Source organism: Bacillus sp. FSL K6-1145 (assembly GCF_038003425.1).
GTDB lineage: Bacteria > Bacillota > Bacilli > Bacillales > Bacillaceae > Bacillus > Bacillus pumilus.
Genome location: NZ_JBBOPC010000001.1, coordinates 2,268,733 through 2,285,738, shown reverse-complemented (window position 1 = coordinate 2,285,738; position 17,006 = coordinate 2,268,733). Strand labels below are relative to the sequence as shown.

17 protein-coding genes are annotated in these 17,006 nt (G+C 41.3%); all 17 read left to right on the top strand.

The genetic code is table 11. The features are described 5' to 3' along the window. Positions 1–47: 47 nt before the first annotated feature. The 17 genes from MHH41_RS11530 (at position 48) to MHH41_RS11450 (ending at position 16,980) form a co-directional block, all read left to right on the top strand. Entirely contained in the window at positions 48–2,159 is a 2,112-nt protein-coding gene (locus MHH41_RS11530; protein WP_374726557.1) for an HD family phosphohydrolase, read from the top strand. Then, complete coding sequence (ybeY, locus tag MHH41_RS11525; protein WP_012010615.1) at positions 2,160–2,639, top strand: rRNA maturation RNase YbeY; 480 nt, start codon at positions 2,160–2,162, stop codon at positions 2,637–2,639. Continuing rightward, positions 2,617–3,003 carry a diacylglycerol kinase family protein gene (locus MHH41_RS11520; protein ID WP_003217363.1) on the top strand — a complete coding sequence of 129 codons (387 nt, stop codon included), beginning with the start codon at positions 2,617–2,619 and terminating at the stop codon, positions 3,001–3,003. Before ybeY ends, MHH41_RS11520 begins: the two co-directional genes overlap by 23 nt. Before the next feature lie 113 nt (positions 3,004–3,116). Continuing rightward, on the top strand, positions 3,117–3,515 hold the full coding sequence (locus MHH41_RS11515; RefSeq protein WP_003217296.1) for a cytidine deaminase: 399 nt from the start codon (positions 3,117–3,119) through the stop codon (positions 3,513–3,515). Further along, complete coding sequence (gene era, locus MHH41_RS11510; protein ID WP_003217394.1) at positions 3,508–4,413, top strand: GTPase Era; 906 nt, start codon at positions 3,508–3,510, stop codon at positions 4,411–4,413. The genes MHH41_RS11515 and era overlap by 8 nt, the downstream gene beginning before the upstream one ends. A 148-nt stretch (positions 4,414–4,561) precedes the next feature. After that, positions 4,562–4,705: a YqzL family protein gene (locus tag MHH41_RS11505; RefSeq protein ID WP_003217288.1), complete on the top strand. Its 144-nt coding sequence runs from the start codon at positions 4,562–4,564 to the stop codon at positions 4,703–4,705. A 35-nt stretch (positions 4,706–4,740) separates the two neighbouring features. Next, complete coding sequence (gene recO, locus MHH41_RS11500) at positions 4,741–5,511, top strand: DNA repair protein RecO (protein WP_113387154.1); 771 nt, start codon at positions 4,741–4,743, stop codon at positions 5,509–5,511. Between the two features lie 329 nt (positions 5,512–5,840). Beyond that, positions 5,841–6,728, top strand: a complete 888-nt coding sequence (glyQ, locus tag MHH41_RS11495; RefSeq protein WP_003217487.1) for a glycine--tRNA ligase subunit alpha — start codon at positions 5,841–5,843, stop codon at positions 6,726–6,728. Further along, the gene (gene glyS / locus MHH41_RS11490; RefSeq protein WP_340866373.1) at positions 6,721–8,766 is read left to right on the top strand and encodes a glycine--tRNA ligase subunit beta; all 2,046 of its coding nucleotides are present in this window, start codon (positions 6,721–6,723) and stop codon (positions 8,764–8,766) included. Before glyQ ends, glyS begins: the two co-directional genes overlap by 8 nt. A 166-nt stretch (positions 8,767–8,932) precedes the next feature. Next, positions 8,933–9,571 carry a helix-turn-helix transcriptional regulator gene (locus tag MHH41_RS11485; protein ID WP_034620854.1) on the top strand — a complete coding sequence of 213 codons (639 nt, stop codon included), beginning with the start codon at positions 8,933–8,935 and terminating at the stop codon, positions 9,569–9,571. A 25-nt stretch (positions 9,572–9,596) separates the two neighbouring features. Then, positions 9,597–10,418: a pyruvate, water dikinase regulatory protein gene (locus MHH41_RS11480; RefSeq protein ID WP_008342399.1), complete on the top strand. Its 822-nt coding sequence runs from the start codon at positions 9,597–9,599 to the stop codon at positions 10,416–10,418. Positions 10,419–10,679: 261 nt separating this feature from the next. Continuing rightward, on the top strand, positions 10,680–11,180 hold the full coding sequence (locus MHH41_RS11475) for a YaiI/YqxD family protein (protein WP_003217513.1): 501 nt from the start codon (positions 10,680–10,682) through the stop codon (positions 11,178–11,180). 33 nt (positions 11,181–11,213) lie between these two features. Further along, positions 11,214–13,043 (top strand): DNA primase, encoded by a 1,830-nt coding sequence (dnaG, locus tag MHH41_RS11470; RefSeq protein WP_050943746.1) that lies wholly within the window; start codon positions 11,214–11,216, stop codon positions 13,041–13,043. 201 nt (positions 13,044–13,244) lie between these two features. Then, a complete protein-coding gene (gene rpoD / locus MHH41_RS11465) occupies positions 13,245–14,366 on the top strand; it encodes an RNA polymerase sigma factor RpoD (RefSeq protein ID WP_008342392.1) in 1,122 nt (373 codons plus the stop codon). 303 nt (positions 14,367–14,669) lie between these two features. Beyond that, positions 14,670–15,029, top strand: a complete 360-nt coding sequence (cccA, locus tag MHH41_RS11460) for a cytochrome c550 (protein WP_003217503.1) — start codon at positions 14,670–14,672, stop codon at positions 15,027–15,029. Between the two features lie 120 nt (positions 15,030–15,149). Then, complete coding sequence (locus MHH41_RS11455; protein ID WP_106029136.1) at positions 15,150–15,866, top strand: tRNA (adenine(22)-N(1))-methyltransferase; 717 nt, start codon at positions 15,150–15,152, stop codon at positions 15,864–15,866. Then, positions 15,859–16,980 carry a Nif3-like dinuclear metal center hexameric protein gene (locus MHH41_RS11450; protein ID WP_340866371.1) on the top strand — a complete coding sequence of 374 codons (1,122 nt, stop codon included), beginning with the start codon at positions 15,859–15,861 and terminating at the stop codon, positions 16,978–16,980. Before MHH41_RS11455 ends, MHH41_RS11450 begins: the two co-directional genes overlap by 8 nt. Positions 16,981–17,006 lie beyond the last annotated feature (26 nt).

Below are 17,006 nucleotides of genomic sequence, written 5' to 3'. Positions count from 1 at the left end.
TACTTTCCTTGAGAAAGAATCAGAAAGACAGTAAGCGCAAAAGACTGCTGTCTAAAAAAGAACCTCAGAAAATGGAGCGCTCACGTTATTTAAATGTTTTGCTATACGCTGGTTTAGCAGCCATTCTATTCGTGGTGCTCTTCTTCCATGTAAAGCCTGAATCGCTCGACTTAGATTTATTTTCAGTGAGCGAACAGACCATCTATTCTCCATCAACCGTCGATGATCAAGAAGCGACAGAAGAAAAGAAGCAAGAAGCAACAGATCAAGTAGAGGATCAATATACACTCAAAAAAGCGTATTCTGACAATCGTGTTGACCTCATCTCCTCCCTTTTCGAAGCCATTAAAGAAGAGAAGAAAGCAGCTGATGAAAAAGAAAATCCACCATCAGATAAAGAAATGGTCAAGCGTGTCAAAGAAAAACTCACATCAGATATGCAGGAGGCTGTTTCAGACCAATCCATCAAAGCACTGCTTCAGGCAAGTGACGAAAATCTCTCTTTTACTAAGGATTCCATCATCACAGTGGTGAATTCACTGATGAGTAAAGAAATCACAGCAGCGAAATTACAAGATGAGAAAAAACAAGTGAAAACAGAGCTTGAAAATAACTCAATTCCATCCAAATACTTAAATGCGGCGAAAGAAATCGGTGAATTTGCGATCATTCCAAACTATGTATTTGATCCAGTGGCGACAGAGAAGAAAAGGCAAGAAGCCGCTGATAATATACAGCCGGTTCAAATTAAGCAAGGGCAAATCTTAGTCGAAGAAGGAGAACTTATCGACCGAGAAGTGTATCGTAAATTAGAACTGACAGGGCTCTTAAATAGCTCCAATTTGATTAAACCTGTAAGCGGTCTTATGATCTTGATTGGTCTATTCTTAGCAGCGATTATTCATTCACTTGAATCGAGGAAAAAATCGCTTGTTCATAAGAATAAGTCGTTGCTTCTCTACTCGCTCATTTTCACCATTATTTTAGTTATCATGGAAGTATTCAGTCTCTTCCAGGAAACGAAGTATACGACGATAGGTTATGTGGTGCCAGTGGCGCTTGGCACGATGCTGATCAAGCTTCTTATCAATGAGCGGCTAGCGATCTTCTCTGGCCTTGTATTTGCTCTTTGCGGCAGTATGATGTTTAATCAAGGAGTAACCGGCGTCTTTAACTATGTGATCTGCGCTTATTACCTTGTGAGCGGGATGGCGGGCATTTTATTTTTGAGAAAGCATAATGCACGTTCAAAAATATTGCAGGCAGGGCTTTCGGTCGCTTTGGTGAATGTCCTTGTGGTTCTATCCATTACGCTGATTCAAAACTCCTCACCATCAGGACTTGAAATCGGTGTGAACCTTATGATGGCGATTGTGTCAGGGTTTGCATCATCTATTTTAGTCATTGGGCTAATGCCTGTGTTTGAGAGTATGTTCGGCATTCTTTCAACAATGAAGCTGATTGAACTATCAAACCCAAACCATCCGCTGCTTAAAAAGATTTTAACAGAGACACCAGGTACATATCATCATAGTGTCATGGTGGCAAATTTAGCGGATGCTGCATGTGAAGCAGTCGGAGCAAACGGTCTTTTAGCAAGGGTCGGCGCTTATTATCACGACATTGGGAAAACGAAAAGACCGCAATACTTTATCGAAAACCAAATGAATATTGATAATCCGCACGACAAGCTTTCTCCTCAGCTAAGTAAAAATATCATTATTGCCCATACGACAGATGGAGCTGATATGCTGAGAGAAAAGAAGTTTCCTGAAGAGCTTGTCGATATTGCCGAACAGCATCACGGGAAGTCGCTGTTAAAGTTCTTTTACTATAAGGCAAAAGAGCGTGATGATCAGGTGACAGAAGAAGAATTCCGTTATCCTGGGCCAAAACCGCAATCAAAAGAAGCGGCGATTATTTCTGTAGCGGACAGCGTGGAAGCGGCGGTACGATCGATGCATAATCCAAATCCAGAGCGGATCGAAAAGCTCGTCAAAGGCATTATTTCCGATAAAATGCAGGATGGGCAATTTAGCGAATGTGATCTGACATTTAAAGAGTTAAATATTATTAGTCAAACGATTTGTACAACATTAAAGGGGATTTTCCATTCTCGGATTGAATATCCAGATGCCCCAAAGCAGAAGGTGAAGTAAATGACATTGTTAATCGATTTAATAGATGAAACAGGACAAGTATCAAAAGAGCAGCTTGAAGAAGTGGAAAAGCTTCTTCAGTTCGCTGCTGATGCCCTTGAGGTCAAAGATCAAGCGGAGGTATCAGTGACGATCGTTTCGAATGAAGAGATTCATCAAATTAATAAAGAATACCGCGGAAAAGACGCACCCACGGATGTGATCTCCTTTGCACTCGAAGAAGAAGGAGAAGGGGAAATTGAAATCATTGGTGCTGATGATATTCCGCCTGTACTCGGTGACATCATCATTAGTGTGGACCGTACGAAAGAGCAGGCAGAGGAATATGGACATTCCTTTATGAGAGAGCTTGGATTTCTCACCATTCATGGGTTCCTGCATTTGCTCGGGTTTGATCATATGACAGAGGAAGATGAAAAAGAAATGTTCGCCAAACAGACAAAGATCTTGGATGATTATGGCCTTTCAAGATCTTCGTAAGAAAAGAAGGCCGCTTGCCCGTTTTTTTCGGAGCTTTTATTATGCATTTAGAGGAATATGGCGAACTTTCTTGAATGAACGGAATTTTCGATTTCATACAGTCGCAGCCATCATCGTGGTGATCTGCGGCTTTTGGTTTCACATTGAACCATTCGAATGGATGATCGTTTTGCTTTTATGCGGGGGGATGTTTGCCCTTGAACTTGTCAATACAGCCATTGAACATACAGTGGACCTTATGACAGAAGAGAGGCACCCGCTTGCTGAGAAAGCGAAAGACGCCGCAGCAGGCGCTGTTTGCGTTTACGCCGCGATTTCGGTTATGATTGGGTTGATGATCTTCTTACCGAAGATCATGCAATAGAACAATATTACTATTTATTAACATTTTTAGAAATGGGCGTGAAAATGTCACGTGAATTATGTAAAATATAAATGTGACAGTGGGTCCATTTCTTCTGAAAGTGGGAACTAGGAATGAACAAACAAGAGTTGATTTCAGAAGCAGTTAAAGCAAGAGATTTTGCATATGTACCCTATTCAAAATTCAAAGTCGGTGCAGCATTGTTGTCGAACGATGGAAAAGTGTATGGCGGCTGCAACATTGAAAATGCAGCATATGGTATGTGTAATTGTGCGGAAAGAACAGCACTTTTTAAAGCCTATTCAGAAGGCATCACATCGTTTCAAATGCTAGCGGTAGTGGCTGATACAGACCGGCCTGTTTCGCCGTGCGGCGCATGCAGACAGGTTATTTCAGAGCTATGTGCACCTGACATGCCAGTGATTCTAACGAACTTAAAAGGACAAATATACGAAACAACAGTAAACGAACTATTGCCAGGCGCATTTTCACCGGAGGATTTAAATGACTAACGAAAGCTTCAAATCAGGATTTGTATCCATTATTGGAAGACCAAATGTAGGAAAATCAACCTTTCTTAATCGTGTGATTGGACAAAAGATCGCCATCATGAGTGATAAGCCCCAAACGACACGAAACAAAGTGCAAGGTGTCTTAACAACAAACACGTCACAAACGATCTTTATCGATACACCAGGGATTCATAAACCTAAGCATAAGCTTGGTGATTTTATGATGAAAGTAGCTACAAATACACTGAAGGAAGTCGACCTGATCTTGTTTATGATCAATGCAAAGGAAGGCTATGGCAAGGGTGATGAATTCATCATTGAACGACTCAAGCAAACATCTACACCGGTATTCCTAGTCGTCAATAAAATCGACCAAATTCACCCAGATGAGCTGTTCCTTTTAATTGATGAATACCGCACACGTTATCCATTTAAGGAAATTGTGCCAATTTCAGCTCTTGAAGGAAACAACATTGACACGCTTCTTCAGCAGGTTGAAGGTTATCTTCCTGAGGGCCCGCAATTTTATCCAGCAGATCAAGTAACAGATCATCCAGAGCGGTTTATTATTTCTGAATTAATTCGTGAAAAAGTGCTGCATTTAACAAGAGAAGAGATCCCGCACAGCATTGCAGTGGCGATCGAATCCATTAAGCCAGATGAAAATGGCAAGATCCATGTGGCGGCGACCATTGTCGTAGAACGTGATTCACAAAAAGGGATTGTTATTGGGAAACGAGGCAGCTTATTAAAAGAAGTGGGACAAAAAGCGCGCAGAGATATTGAAGCACTTCTCGGTTCAAAAGTGTATCTGGAGCTTTGGGTAAAGGTTCAGAAGGACTGGCGTAATAAATCCACTCACCTTCGTGACTTCGGATTTAGAGACGACGAATATTAAAAAATTGCTGCTGTTGTCATAAAATCTGACAATGGTGCGGTTCGATTAGTAAAAATTGTTTATCATGAAATGGAGGTAGCCTGGTCAAGATATAATTAATATGTTGGATGTAGCGTTGCTGCTTCTAATAAAGAAAGGTGGGGTTTTTATGTTGAATTTTACATGGAACGTATTTTCACAAACAGGAAGCGTTGACACGTATCTGCTTTTCAAAGAGTTAGAAAAGGAGAACCTGGAAAGACCCGATGTACTTGAAGAAGAGATAGCACGATTTGATTTTCCAATCTTATAATTCTTGACCCCCTCCAATGCTCGGAGTGTAGACAAATGCTCATTAAAAGTGAAGGAATCGTCCTTAGAACAACAGATTATGGCGAAACAAACAAAATTGTCACGCTGCTCACTAGAGAACATGGGAAAATTGGTGTGATGGCAAGAGGCGCAAAAAAATCAAACAGCCGCCTGTCAGCCATAAGCCAGCCGTTTTTATACGGAACCTTCCTGATCCAATCATCAACAGGACTTGGAACGCTCCAGCAAGGCGAAATGATTGAAAGTATGCGAACCATTCGGGAGGATTTATTTTTGACCGCATATGCCGCATATATGACAGAGTTACTCGATAAAGGTACAGAAGAAAAAAAGCCAAACCCTTATTTGTTTGAGCTCCTGCTTCAATCTTTGCGTCATCTGAATGAAGGCACAGATGCTGATATTATCTTATTTATCGTAGAGGTCAAAATGTTATCAGTGATGGGAATGAAGCCCGAACTGGATCAATGTGTCCACTGTGGTCAAAAAGAAGGGCAGTTTCATTTCTCGATTAGAGACAACGGCTTTATTTGCCAAAATTGCTTTTCTAAAGATCCGTATAAAATGCCCTTATCTCCAGCAGCTGCAAGGCTGCTCCGTTTATTTCATTATTTTGATTTATCAAGGCTCGGTCAGGTTGATGTGAAACCGCAGACGAAACAAGAAATTCGTCAAGTGCTCGATCACTACTATGAAGAGTATTCAGGCCTTTATTTGAAATCAAAAAAATTCATGAATCAGATGGAATCCATGAAAAAGCTCATGGGCGGGGAAAACAAAAGTTGACATCTTCCATAACTTTTTGTAAGATCATCTAAGATAAAATATGTTGCATTGACAGAAAGAAGTACTTGCGCAAAATCCATAAAAGCGACCTTAGGGCGGTGTGAGCTAAGGATGGAGGCGTAACGAAAGGCATTCTTGAGCAACGTAAAACAAAGCGGCTGGATGCTACGATACCAGCAAATAGGGTGGAACCGCGGGAAAAACTCTCGTCCCTATGTTTGCAAGGAGCCTTGCGAGCATAGAGACGGGAGTTTTTGTGTTCTTTTGCGGGGTTCTAGACCCACCCGCCATACATAGCGGATGGTGTAGAAAAGATGGAGGTGCGATCATTGAATATTCAAGACATGATTTTGACGCTGCAAAAGCATTGGTCAAATGAAGGCTGCGTATTAATGCAGGCGTATGACACAGAAAAAGGTGCCGGAACGATGAGTCCATACACGTTCCTGCGAAGCATTGGTCCAGAGCCATGGAAGGTAGCGTATGTAGAGCCTTCAAGACGCCCGGCTGATGGCAGATATGGAGAAAACCCAAATAGATTGTATCAGCATCATCAATTCCAAGTAATCATTAAGCCGTCACCTGACAATATTCAAGAACTGTATCTTGAATCTTTGAAAGCGCTTGGTATTGACCCGCTGAAACATGATATTCGTTTTGTAGAAGACAACTGGGAAAACCCATCTCTTGGCTGTGCAGGGCTTGGTTGGGAAGTATGGCTTGATGGGATGGAAATCACCCAATTCACGTATTTCCAGCAAGTCGGCGGCTTAGAATGTAAGCCCGTTTCCGTTGAAATCACATACGGTATTGAACGTCTTGCTTCCTACATCCAAGACAAAGAAAATGTCTTCGATCTTGAATGGACTGACGGATTTACGGTGAGAGATTTATTCTTAATGGCTGAATATGAGCATTCTGTTTATACATTTGAAACATCTAATACTGATATGCTGTTTGATTTATTTACAACCTATGAGAAAGAAGCGCATAGCCAAATGGACAAAGGGCTTGTTCACCCGGCATACGATTATGTGCTCAAATGCTCTCATACGTTTAACCTGCTCGATGCAAAGGGCGCAATTTCTGTTACTGAGCGAACTGGTTATATCGGAAGAGTGCGCCAGTTAGCAAGAAAAGTAGCCAAAACATATTATGAAGAACGAGAAAAATTGGGATTCCCTATGCTAAAAGAGGAGGCGGCTTCTCATGAATAAACAAGATGTATTACTCGAAATCGGCTTAGAAGAGATGCCGGCTCGTTTCATGCCAGAAAGCACAAAGCAGCTAGGCGAGAAAGTAAAAGTGTGGTTTGAAGAGCAAAACATTTCATTTGAAGATGTTGCTCTATTTAACTCACCAAGACGTCTTGCTGTACTTGTGAAAGGTGTCGCAGAAAAACAAGAAGACATCAAAGAAGAAGCAAAAGGTCCGGCTAAAAAGATCGCACAAGATGCGGAAGGCAATTGGACAAAAGCAGCGGAAGGCTTTGCCCGCGGACAAGGTGCTTCAACAGATGATCTCTATTTTAAAGAGATCAAAGGAGTAGATTATGTCCATGTCCAGAAGTTTCAAGAAGGAAAGCAAGTTAAAGATCTTCTGCCAGCATTAGGTGAGATCGCCGCTTCATTAAGTTTTCCAAAGAACATGAGATGGGGAAGCAAAGATTTACGCTACATCCGTCCGATTAAATGGATTGTTTGTTTATTTGGAGAGGAGATTGTACCTGCTCACATTGCTGGGGTGAAAAGCGGCTGCGAGACAAGGGGACACCGTTTCCTTGGTAAGGCAGCCACCATCGACTCGCCTGCTTCTTATGAGCAAACATTGCGTGATCAATTTGTCATTGCAGATTCAGATAAAAGAAAACAATCCATTATCGAGCAGCTAAATGCTCTATCTTCAGAAAAAGGCTGGGTGATACCTGTTGATCCTGAGCTTCTAGAAGAGGTCAACAATCTTGTAGAATACCCAACGGTACTATCTGGTTCCTTTGAAAAAGAATTCCTTGCATTGCCGGAAGAAGTATTGGTAACGACAATGAAAGAGCATCAGCGCTATTTCCCTGTGAAAAATGAGCAAGGTGAATTATTGCCTCACTTCATTACGGTGAGAAATGGAAACAGTGAGGCGCTTGAAAATGTCGCAAGAGGGAACGAAAAAGTACTTCGTGCCCGTTTATCAGATGCTGCCTTCTTCTATAAAGAAGACGAAAAACTAGTCATTGAAGACAATATTAAAAAGCTTGATAAGGTTGTATTCCATGAGAAACTTGGCACAATTGGCGACAAGCTCAAGAGAGTGACAGACATTGCGACGCGTCTAGCAGCGCATGTCGGTGCAGATGACGAAACGACAGAGCGTGTGGCAAGAGCCGCAAGTATTTCGAAATTTGATCTTGTGACTCAAATGGTCTATGAATTCCCAGAATTACAAGGAATCATGGGCGAGAAATATGCAAAAGCACTTGGTGAACATGAAGAAGTGGCAAAGAGCATCAATGAGCACTATATGCCGCGCTTTGCCGGTGATGAGGCGCCTTCCACTTTAATTGGTGCGATTGTGGCAGTAGCCGATAAGCTGGATTCTATTTGTTCCTTCTTCTCAATTGATGTCATTCCAACGGGCTCTCAAGATCCTTATGGACTAAGAAGACAAGCGAGCGGTATCGTTCAAATTCTGCTTGATCGTCATTGGAACATCTCATTCAAAGAGCTTTTGGCACTTGCTCAAGTAGAAGCAGCACATGAAACGGCTCTCATTGAATTTTTAACACACCGTTTAAAATATGTCCTTCAAGCAGAGCATATCCGTCATGATGTTGTCGATGCAGTACTGGATGTTGAAAATATTGAACCTTATGCAGTCGTGAAAAAAGCAGCTGTTCTTGAAGAGAGCGTGAAACAAGAAAGCTTCAAAGAAACAGCAGAAGCATTAGGACGCGTCATTTCAATCAGTAAAAAAGGGGAAGACGCAGAAATTCAGCCTGAGCTGTTTGAAAATGAGCATGAGCAAAAGCTATATGAGGCGTATCAGCAAGTAGAGACAGCTGTCAAGGAACATGTAGCAGCAGGGCAATACAGCGCAGCACTTGAGGCGCTTGATACGTTAAAAACACCGATTGTTCATTATTTCGATCACACAATGGTTCATGCAGATGATGAAAAGCTGAAGCGAAATCGTTTGGCACAAATGGTTAAACTAGCAAAAGTCATTCAATCATTTGCGAATATGAACAATTTAATAGTAAAATAAATACCTAAGAACGGTTGCCTTTTTTGAAGGGCAATCGTTTTTTACTCATTTAATTCACGGTTTTTGAGTGGATTTTTGTTTCATTCGGACAAAGATGCGCTATAATATGATGAGTTATGAAAATGATATACATAAAGTAAAGATTCGCTCTCTCTATTTAAAGGTGGTGAGTACAATCGAGTTAAATAAACGGCAAGAGCAGATTTTACAGATTGTCAAAGAGAATGGTCCGATCACTGGAGAGCATATCGCCGATCGGCTGAACTTAACTAGGGCGACCCTCAGACCGGATTTAGCCATATTAACGATGTCAGGCTTTTTAGAAGCAAGACCAAGGGTCGGCTACTTTTTCACAGGAAAAACAGGTACGCAGCTTCTAGCAGATAAGCTGAAAAAACTTCAAGTGAAAGATTTTCAATCCATTCCAGTGGTGATACATGAGAATGTTTCAGTTTATGATGCGATTTGTACGATGTTTTTAGAGGATGTGGGCACATTATTCGTTGTGGACGATCACTCTATTTTAACAGGCGTGTTGTCAAGGAAAGACCTCCTTCGCGCAAGTATTGGAAAACAGGAGCTTCCATCGATCCCTGTCCATATCATTATGACAAGAATGCCGAACATCACCGTTTGCCGCAAGGAAGATTTCATTATGGGTGTGGCGAAGCACTTGATTGAAAAGCAGATAGACGCACTTCCTGTTATAAAAGATACGGATAAAGGCTTTGAAGTGGTCGGCAGAATTACAAAAACAAACATGACGAAAATACTTGTTAACTTATCGGAGAATGAAATAATCTAATTACAGAAGACTGCGAGGGGATGTTATGAGTAATCGCGTAATTTTTGTGGTATCAGATTCAGTAGGAGAAACGGCAGAGCTCGTAGTCAAAGCGGCACTTAGCCAATTTGATGGCGGCTCATCAGACCATTCAAATATCAGAAGAATCCCGTATGTAGAGGATGTCGGTACGATTAAAGAAGTCATTTCACTGGCGAAAGCAGATAACGGAATCGTCTGCTTTACTCTTGTTGTGCCAGAAATGCGCCAATTCTTAATTGAAGAGGCAGAAGCAAACGGAGTCGTTTATTATGACATCATCGGACCACTGATCGATAAAATGGAGACTGCTTATGGAAATGAAGCGAAACATGAGCCGGGGCGTGTACGTCAATTAGATGAGGACTATTTTAAAAAGGTTGAAGCCATTGAGTTCGCAGTGAAGTATGATGACGGCAGAGACCCAAGAGGCATTCTAAAGGCTGATATTGTGCTCATCGGTGTATCACGCACATCTAAGACACCACTATCTCAATACTTGGCGCATAAACGGCTGAAGGTAGCAAACGTTCCAATTGTTCCTGAAGTAGATCCGCCAGAGGAGTTATTTTCAGTTGATCCAAAGAAATGCATCGGTCTGAAAATCAGTCCAGACAAACTAAATCATATTCGTAAAGAGCGTTTGAAATCTCTAGGTTTAAATGATCGCGCGATTTATGCGAACATTGAACGGATTAAAGAAGAGCTAGAGTATTTTGAAAAAGTGGTGGACCGCATTAACTGTCAAGTTGTTGATGTATCGAATAAAGCAGTTGAAGAAACGGCAAATGTCATTCATCAAATGCTGACCAAAAGAGGTTCCGAATAAACTCAGGATGCTCCTCCTGGGTTTTTCCTATGGTGGGAAACGGGTAAACAAAAACAATGGCATATTTGCTGCATTTGTATTATAATAAAAAATTGTGATAAAATGATTGATTTTAGGTTTAAGTTAAGTCAAGAACGAATAAACTAATATTGGCAGAAGTCAAGTGATTCTGAACATAACTTTTCGACAAAATGAGTTTTACTGTTGTTTGCTATATGGGGGAAAAGTATGGTCTTTTTGCTTCTCTAAAGCAGGAATAAGGTGGAGGGATGGAGAATTAGTCACCTGAATGAACATAAACAAGAGAGGACGATTTATGTCGATGCAGATGCTTGTCCTGTAAAAGACGAAATCCTTTCTGTCGCATCTCAATTTCAAGTACCTGTGACGTTCATTGCTTCATATGAGCATTTTCAAACCAAAAGATCTCCACTTGAAGATTGGCGGTTTGTAGATACACATAAGGAAGCAGCGGATTTAGTCATTGCGAACTCAGCTTCAGCGCATGATATTGTCGTCACCCAAGACATTGGTCTTGCCTCCTTACTGCTTCCAAGACAGGTCATTGTACTGTCTGAAAGAGGACGGATGTACACAAACGAAACAATTGATTTTGATTTGGAACGCAGACATGTTTCCAGTAAACAGCGAAGAAAAGGTGTATATGGAAAAGGTCCCAAAAAGCTTTTAGAAGAGGATAAAAAGCGATTTATTACGCAACTACAAAAAATCCTGTCGAATCATGAAGGATTTTTGAATTAAAAGGCGAATAATGTACGACGGAGTGTTATTAGGATGAGCAAACGTATACCAGATGAACTTTTGGAGCAAATCCAAAAAAACGCAGACATTGTCGAAGTGATTGGAGAATACGTACAGCTTAGAAAGCAAGGTCGAAATTATTTCGGTCTTTGTCCATTCCATGGTGAAAATACTCCTTCATTCTCTGTTTCAGCAGATAAGCAAATCTTCCATTGTTTTGGCTGTGGTGCAGGAGGTAATGTATTTTCGTTCCTCAGACAAATGGAAGGCTACTCATTTATTGAAGCCGTTTCACATGTTGCTGATAAGTACCATATTGATTTGCCTGATCATGTAGCAAATGCTCAGATCAGCTCCTCACAGCAAGAGGACACTGCAGATCATAAAATGATTGAAGCGCACGAGCTTCTTAAGAAATTTTACCACCATTTGCTGGTAAATACAAAGGAAGGTCAAAATGCACTCGATTATTTACGGGCGAGAGGCTTTACAGATGAAACAATTGCCAAGTTTGAGATCGGATATGCTCTTGACTCTTGGGATTTCGTGACCAAGTTTTTAGAAAAGCGAGGGTTTGATCCTGCGATGATGGAGAAGGCCGGTCTTTTGATTCAACGTGAAAACGGAACAGGCTTTTTTGACCGCTTTAGGGATCGTGTGATGTTTCCCATTCATGATCATCACGGGACAGTCATCGCTTTTTCCGGAAGATCGCTTGGTGATCAGCAGCCTAAGTATATGAATAGTCCTGAAACGCCACTTTTTCATAAAAGTAAGCTGCTTTATCACTTTCATGACGCGCGTATGCATATTCGAAAACGCGAACGGGCGGTTCTTTTCGAAGGATTTGCTGACGTCATTTCAGCTGTCACATCAGGTGTCGGCGAAAGTGTTGCAACAATGGGTACGTCTCTAACAGAAGAGCACGTAAAACTTCTCAGACGGAACGTAGAAGAGATCATTCTTTGCTATGACTCTGACACGGCCGGTTATGAAGCCACCATGAAAGCATCAGATTTGCTTGGAAAAAGAGGATGTAAAGTTCGCGTTGCCATGATACCAGATGGACTTGATCCAGATGATTACATTCGTAAATATGGTGGCGAGAAATTTAGGAATGACATCATAGATGCAAGTGTGACATTAATGACTTTTAAGATGAACTTTTTCCGTAGGGGAAAGAATTTATCTGATGAAGGAGACCGGCTTACTTATATGAAGCAGGTACTCCGAGAAATTAGCCGATTAAACGGTTCCTTGGAACAAGAGATTTACATGAAACAGCTTGCTGGAGAGTTCTCGATCTCACTTGATTCATTAAAGGAACAACTGGAGCTGTTTGAAAAACAGCAGCGTCAAGAAGCCAAAAGCACGCAGGAAGAAAGCGGGCTTGAAAAACGGCGTGCACATCTGTCAACACAGGTACGAAGAAAGCGTCTGCGGCCAGCATATGAAAATGCGGAGCGAATGCTGCTTGCTCATATGTTAAAAAGCGATGACGTGATCCGAAAAGTACTTGACAGAGTAGGGATTGAATTTAATATAGATTCTCACAGGGCGCTGGCCACGTACATTTATGCTTTGTATGAAGAAGGCAAAGAACCAACGCCGCAGCACCTGATGAACCGTATAGAAGATGATATCATCAATCAGCTTCTGACGGATATATTCATGATTCAAGTTGGAGACGAACTAAGTGAAGCTGAATTAAGTGATTATGTAAAAAAAGTGTTGAATCATCGGAATTTGTCAATGATAAAGGAAAAAGAACTAGAACGTGCAGAAGCGGAGAGGCAAAAAGATTTCTTCAAAGCGGCAACACTTGCAAAAGAAATTGTTCAGTTGAACCGTTCGCTGAAGTAATACGTCTAATATTTATGACAAGACTTACGGCTGGCAATGAATCCTTTACGGGAGGAGCATAAGACCGCAAGCATCTTGCCTTCATCATTTTTTATTTTATTCCTATTTGCTCATCTGTTTGATAAAGAGAGAAAAGCAGAGCGGAAGCAAATCGCAAGTTACTTTAGAATTCGTTGCAAGCTTTGGAAGGAGGGATCCATAATGGCTGATAAACAAGCCCACGAAACCGAAACTGAATTAACCTTTGAACAGGTGAGAGATAAGCTCACTGAAACGGGTAAAAAACGGGGCGTTTTAACATACGAAGAAATTGCAGAGCGTATGTCTAGCTTTGAAATTGAATCAGACCAAATGGATGAATACTATGAATATTTAGGCGAACAGGGTGTAGAGCTCATTAGTGAAAACGAAGAGACAGAAGACCCAAATGTTCAGCAGCTGGCTAAAGCAGAAGAAGAATTTGACCTAAATGATTTAAGCGTACCACCAGGTGTCAAAATTAATGATCCTGTTCGTATGTACTTAAAAGAAATCGGACGCGTCAATTTGTTATCTGCTAAAGAAGAAATTACGTATGCTCAAAAGATCGAAGAAGGCGATGAGGAATCAAAAAGAAGATTAGCGGAAGCAAACCTTCGTCTCGTTGTCAGCATCGCGAAACGCTACGTCGGACGTGGTATGCTGTTCCTTGACTTGATTCAAGAAGGAAACATGGGTCTTATGAAGGCAGTTGAGAAATTTGATTACCGCAAAGGATACAAATTCTCAACATATGCGACTTGGTGGATTAGACAGGCGATCACGCGTGCGATTGCCGATCAGGCAAGAACAATCAGGATCCCGGTTCATATGGTCGAAACCATTAATAAATTGATCCGTGTTCAAAGACAGCTTCTGCAAGACCTAGGCAGAGAACCAACGCCAGAGGAAATTGCTGAAGACATGGATTTAACGCCAGAAAAGGTTAGAGAAATTCTTAAAATTGCACAAGAGCCAGTATCTTTAGAAACACCTATTGGTGAAGAAGATGACTCGCACCTTGGTGATTTTATTGAAGACCAAGAGGCGACATCTCCATCTGACCATGCTGCATACGAATTGTTAAAAGAGCAGCTTGAAGATGTACTAGACACGCTAACGGACCGTGAAGAAAATGTACTGAGACTACGTTTCGGACTAGATGACGGAAGAACACGTACGTTAGAAGAGGTTGGAAAGGTGTTCGGCGTCACAAGAGAGCGTATCCGCCAAATTGAAGCGAAAGCTCTGCGTAAATTAAGACACCCAAGCAGAAGTAAACGATTAAAAGACTTCTTAGAGTAGAAACTGGACGGATCTTGAAAGAGATCCGTTCTTTCTTCATCAAAAATGAAAACGCTTTTTTCAATCTGATTATATTTTACTGAATAAATAATAAATTTGCAACGTTCTTAGAGAAAAGATGTATAAAAAATACATCAAAATGTGCTGAAGGCTTCATTTCTCATCTTTGCATCATTTTTGTCTAATCTGTGAACTTGACCAAAGTTTTGTATCATAATTCGTTTACTTTTTGTAAAATTAAAGTAGAATTAGAATTGTTTGTATAGTCTTAAAGGGGTTTTCACAAAGGGGAGGATGAAAGAAATGAAACGGAATCCACTTATACCATTTTTATTGATTGCCATTTTAGGTATTGGACTCACTTTTTTCTTATCAATGAAGGGGCTGAAAGATGAAGACAAAATCGCCTCTGGAGGCGAGGAGCAAAAGCAAGAAGAAACAGCGAATGCGACGCCGGAAGAATTGTATAAGCAAAACTGTCTGAGTTGTCACGGGGAAAACTATGAAGGCGGTGCTGGTCCTGCATTAAAAGGTGTTGGAGACAAGCTTGAAGTAGCAGACATTAAGAAGAAAATTCAAGAAGGCGGCAACGGGATGCCAGGCGGGCTAATCCCGAATGAAAAGCTCGATGAAATGTCAGAATGGGTATCCAAAATTAAATAATGTTACGCAAAAAGCTCTTTTTGATCAGAAGAGCTTTTTTCATTTGAAAACGACTTTTAAAAAGTCCATAATTTATATAAGATAGACAAGTATGAACATTAAAGAAAAGTAGTGATACGTATGAATGAAATGAATTTATCAAAACGATTAAAAAGAGTCGCAGACTTTTTACCACATGAGGCTGTCTTTGCTGATATCGGCTCAGATCATGCCTATTTGCCGTGCTATGCAATCCTGCATCAAAAAGCAGTAAAAGCGGTGGCTGGTGAAATTACAGAAGGACCGCTTCAATCGGCGAAGCAGCAAGTACATAGACTTGAATTAGATGACCAGATCTCGGTCAGAAAAGGTAATGGTCTTGAAGTCATTGAAAAGGGCGAAGTGAATGCTGTAACGATTGCAGGTATGGGCGGAGCACTCATCGCAAGCATTTTACATGACGGCAAGCATAAGCTCACAGGCCATGAAAGGCTTATTCTTCAGCCGAATATCCATGCTCACCACATTCGTTTATGGCTCTATCAAGAGGGGTATGAATTGATGGGTGAAGTCATTTTAGAAGAGGATGGCAAAATATACGAAATCATCATCGCCGAAAAAGGCGACAAAGATAAAGCCTATGAAGGGATGTCAATTGAAACAGGCATGCTAGTTGGTCCGTTTCTTGCGAAAGAGCAAAATGACGTCTTCCGGCGCAAGTGGATGCAAGAGCTCCAGCATATGGAGAAGATAGAAAGTCAAATTCAGCAGGCAGCGCGAACAGAAGAGAACAAGGAGCGTCTTGAAGAGCTGCATGTAAAAATAAAGATTCTAAAGGAGGTTTTGACTGTTGGCTAAAACAGTAAACGGACATGAAATCATCCAATTATTTGAACAATTTTCACCAAAGGCATATGCCATGGAAGGAGACAAAATCGGTCTCCAGATTGGGACGTTAAATAAAAAGGTAAACAATGTCATGATCACCTTAGATGTACTAGAGAATGTGGTAGATGAGGCGATCGAAAAAAATGTGGATCTCATGATTGCTCACCATCCGCCGATCTTCCGTCCGTTAAAACATGTAGCGACAGATCAGCCAGCTGGACGAATCATTGAGAAATGCATCAAACATGATATTGCAGTATATGTGGCACATACGAATTTAGATGTGGCTGATGGAGGAGTCAATGACTTGCTTGCGGAGGCTTTAGAGCTTGAAGAAACAAGTGTGTTAGTCCCGACATATGAAGATCAAATCAAACAGCTTGCCCTCTATGTCCCGCAGGAATTTGAAGAAGCCATCCGGACAGCTTTAGGAAATGCGGGCGCCGGCCATATTGGCAACTACAGCCATTGTGCGTTTTCAAATGAAGGGACAGGCAGCTTTTTGCCATCAGAAGATGCGGACCCGTTCATTGGTGAGACCGGTCAATTGGAATTTGTTAAAGAAGTACGGATTGAAACCATTTTCCCGGCAAGTATTGAAAAACAAGTCATTCGTGAAATGATCAAAGCACATCCTTATGAAGAAGTCGCTTATAGTGTACACACGACAGACCTTCCTCCTATTCAAAAAGGGCTTGGCCGTATAGGGGAGCTAAGAGAGCCTATGACCCTTGGAGACTTCGCGCGATTTGTGAAGACAAAGCTGGATGTAAATGGTGCTCGCTTTGTAGGTGATCAGGACGCTGTTGTGAAAAAAGTAGCTGTGCTTGGCGGAGACGGAAATAAATACATTCATCAAGCAAAAAGAATGGGTGCTGATGTGTATGTGACAGGGGATCTTTATTTCCATGTCGCCCATGATGCCATGATGCTCGGGCTGAACGTAGTGGACCCAGGGCATTATGCAGAAAAGATGATGAAAGAGGGCGTAAAGTCGAAGCTTCAATCGCTATGTTCAGAGAAAAAGTATGATGTACAGCTCTTTGTTTCTGAATCAAACACAAATCCATTTCAATTTATGTAAACAAAAAACGTCAGAGCATAGAAGCT

Excerpts from the sequence above, each read along its gene's own strand:
- ybeY (WP_012010615.1), top strand. The coding sequence starts at position 2,160 with ATGACATTGTTAATCGATTTAATAGATGAAACAGGACAAGTATCAAAA.
- MHH41_RS11520 (WP_003217363.1), top strand. The coding sequence starts at position 2,617 with ATGGCCTTTCAAGATCTTCGTAAGAAAAGAAGGCCGCTTGCCCGTTTT.
- MHH41_RS11515 (WP_003217296.1), top strand. The coding sequence starts at position 3,117 with ATGAACAAACAAGAGTTGATTTCAGAAGCAGTTAAAGCAAGAGATTTT.
- era (WP_003217394.1), top strand. The coding sequence starts at position 3,508 with ATGACTAACGAAAGCTTCAAATCAGGATTTGTATCCATTATTGGAAGA.
- MHH41_RS11505 (WP_003217288.1), top strand. The coding sequence starts at position 4,562 with ATGTTGAATTTTACATGGAACGTATTTTCACAAACAGGAAGCGTTGAC.
- recO (WP_113387154.1), top strand. The coding sequence starts at position 4,741 with ATGCTCATTAAAAGTGAAGGAATCGTCCTTAGAACAACAGATTATGGC.
- glyS (WP_340866373.1), top strand. The coding sequence starts at position 6,721 with ATGAATAAACAAGATGTATTACTCGAAATCGGCTTAGAAGAGATGCCG.
- MHH41_RS11480 (WP_008342399.1), top strand. The coding sequence starts at position 9,597 with ATGAGTAATCGCGTAATTTTTGTGGTATCAGATTCAGTAGGAGAAACG.
- dnaG (WP_050943746.1), top strand. The coding sequence starts at position 11,214 with ATGAGCAAACGTATACCAGATGAACTTTTGGAGCAAATCCAAAAAAAC.
- rpoD (WP_008342392.1), top strand. The coding sequence starts at position 13,245 with ATGGCTGATAAACAAGCCCACGAAACCGAAACTGAATTAACCTTTGAA.
- cccA (WP_003217503.1), top strand. The coding sequence starts at position 14,670 with ATGAAACGGAATCCACTTATACCATTTTTATTGATTGCCATTTTAGGT.
- MHH41_RS11455 (WP_106029136.1), top strand. The coding sequence starts at position 15,150 with ATGAATGAAATGAATTTATCAAAACGATTAAAAAGAGTCGCAGACTTT.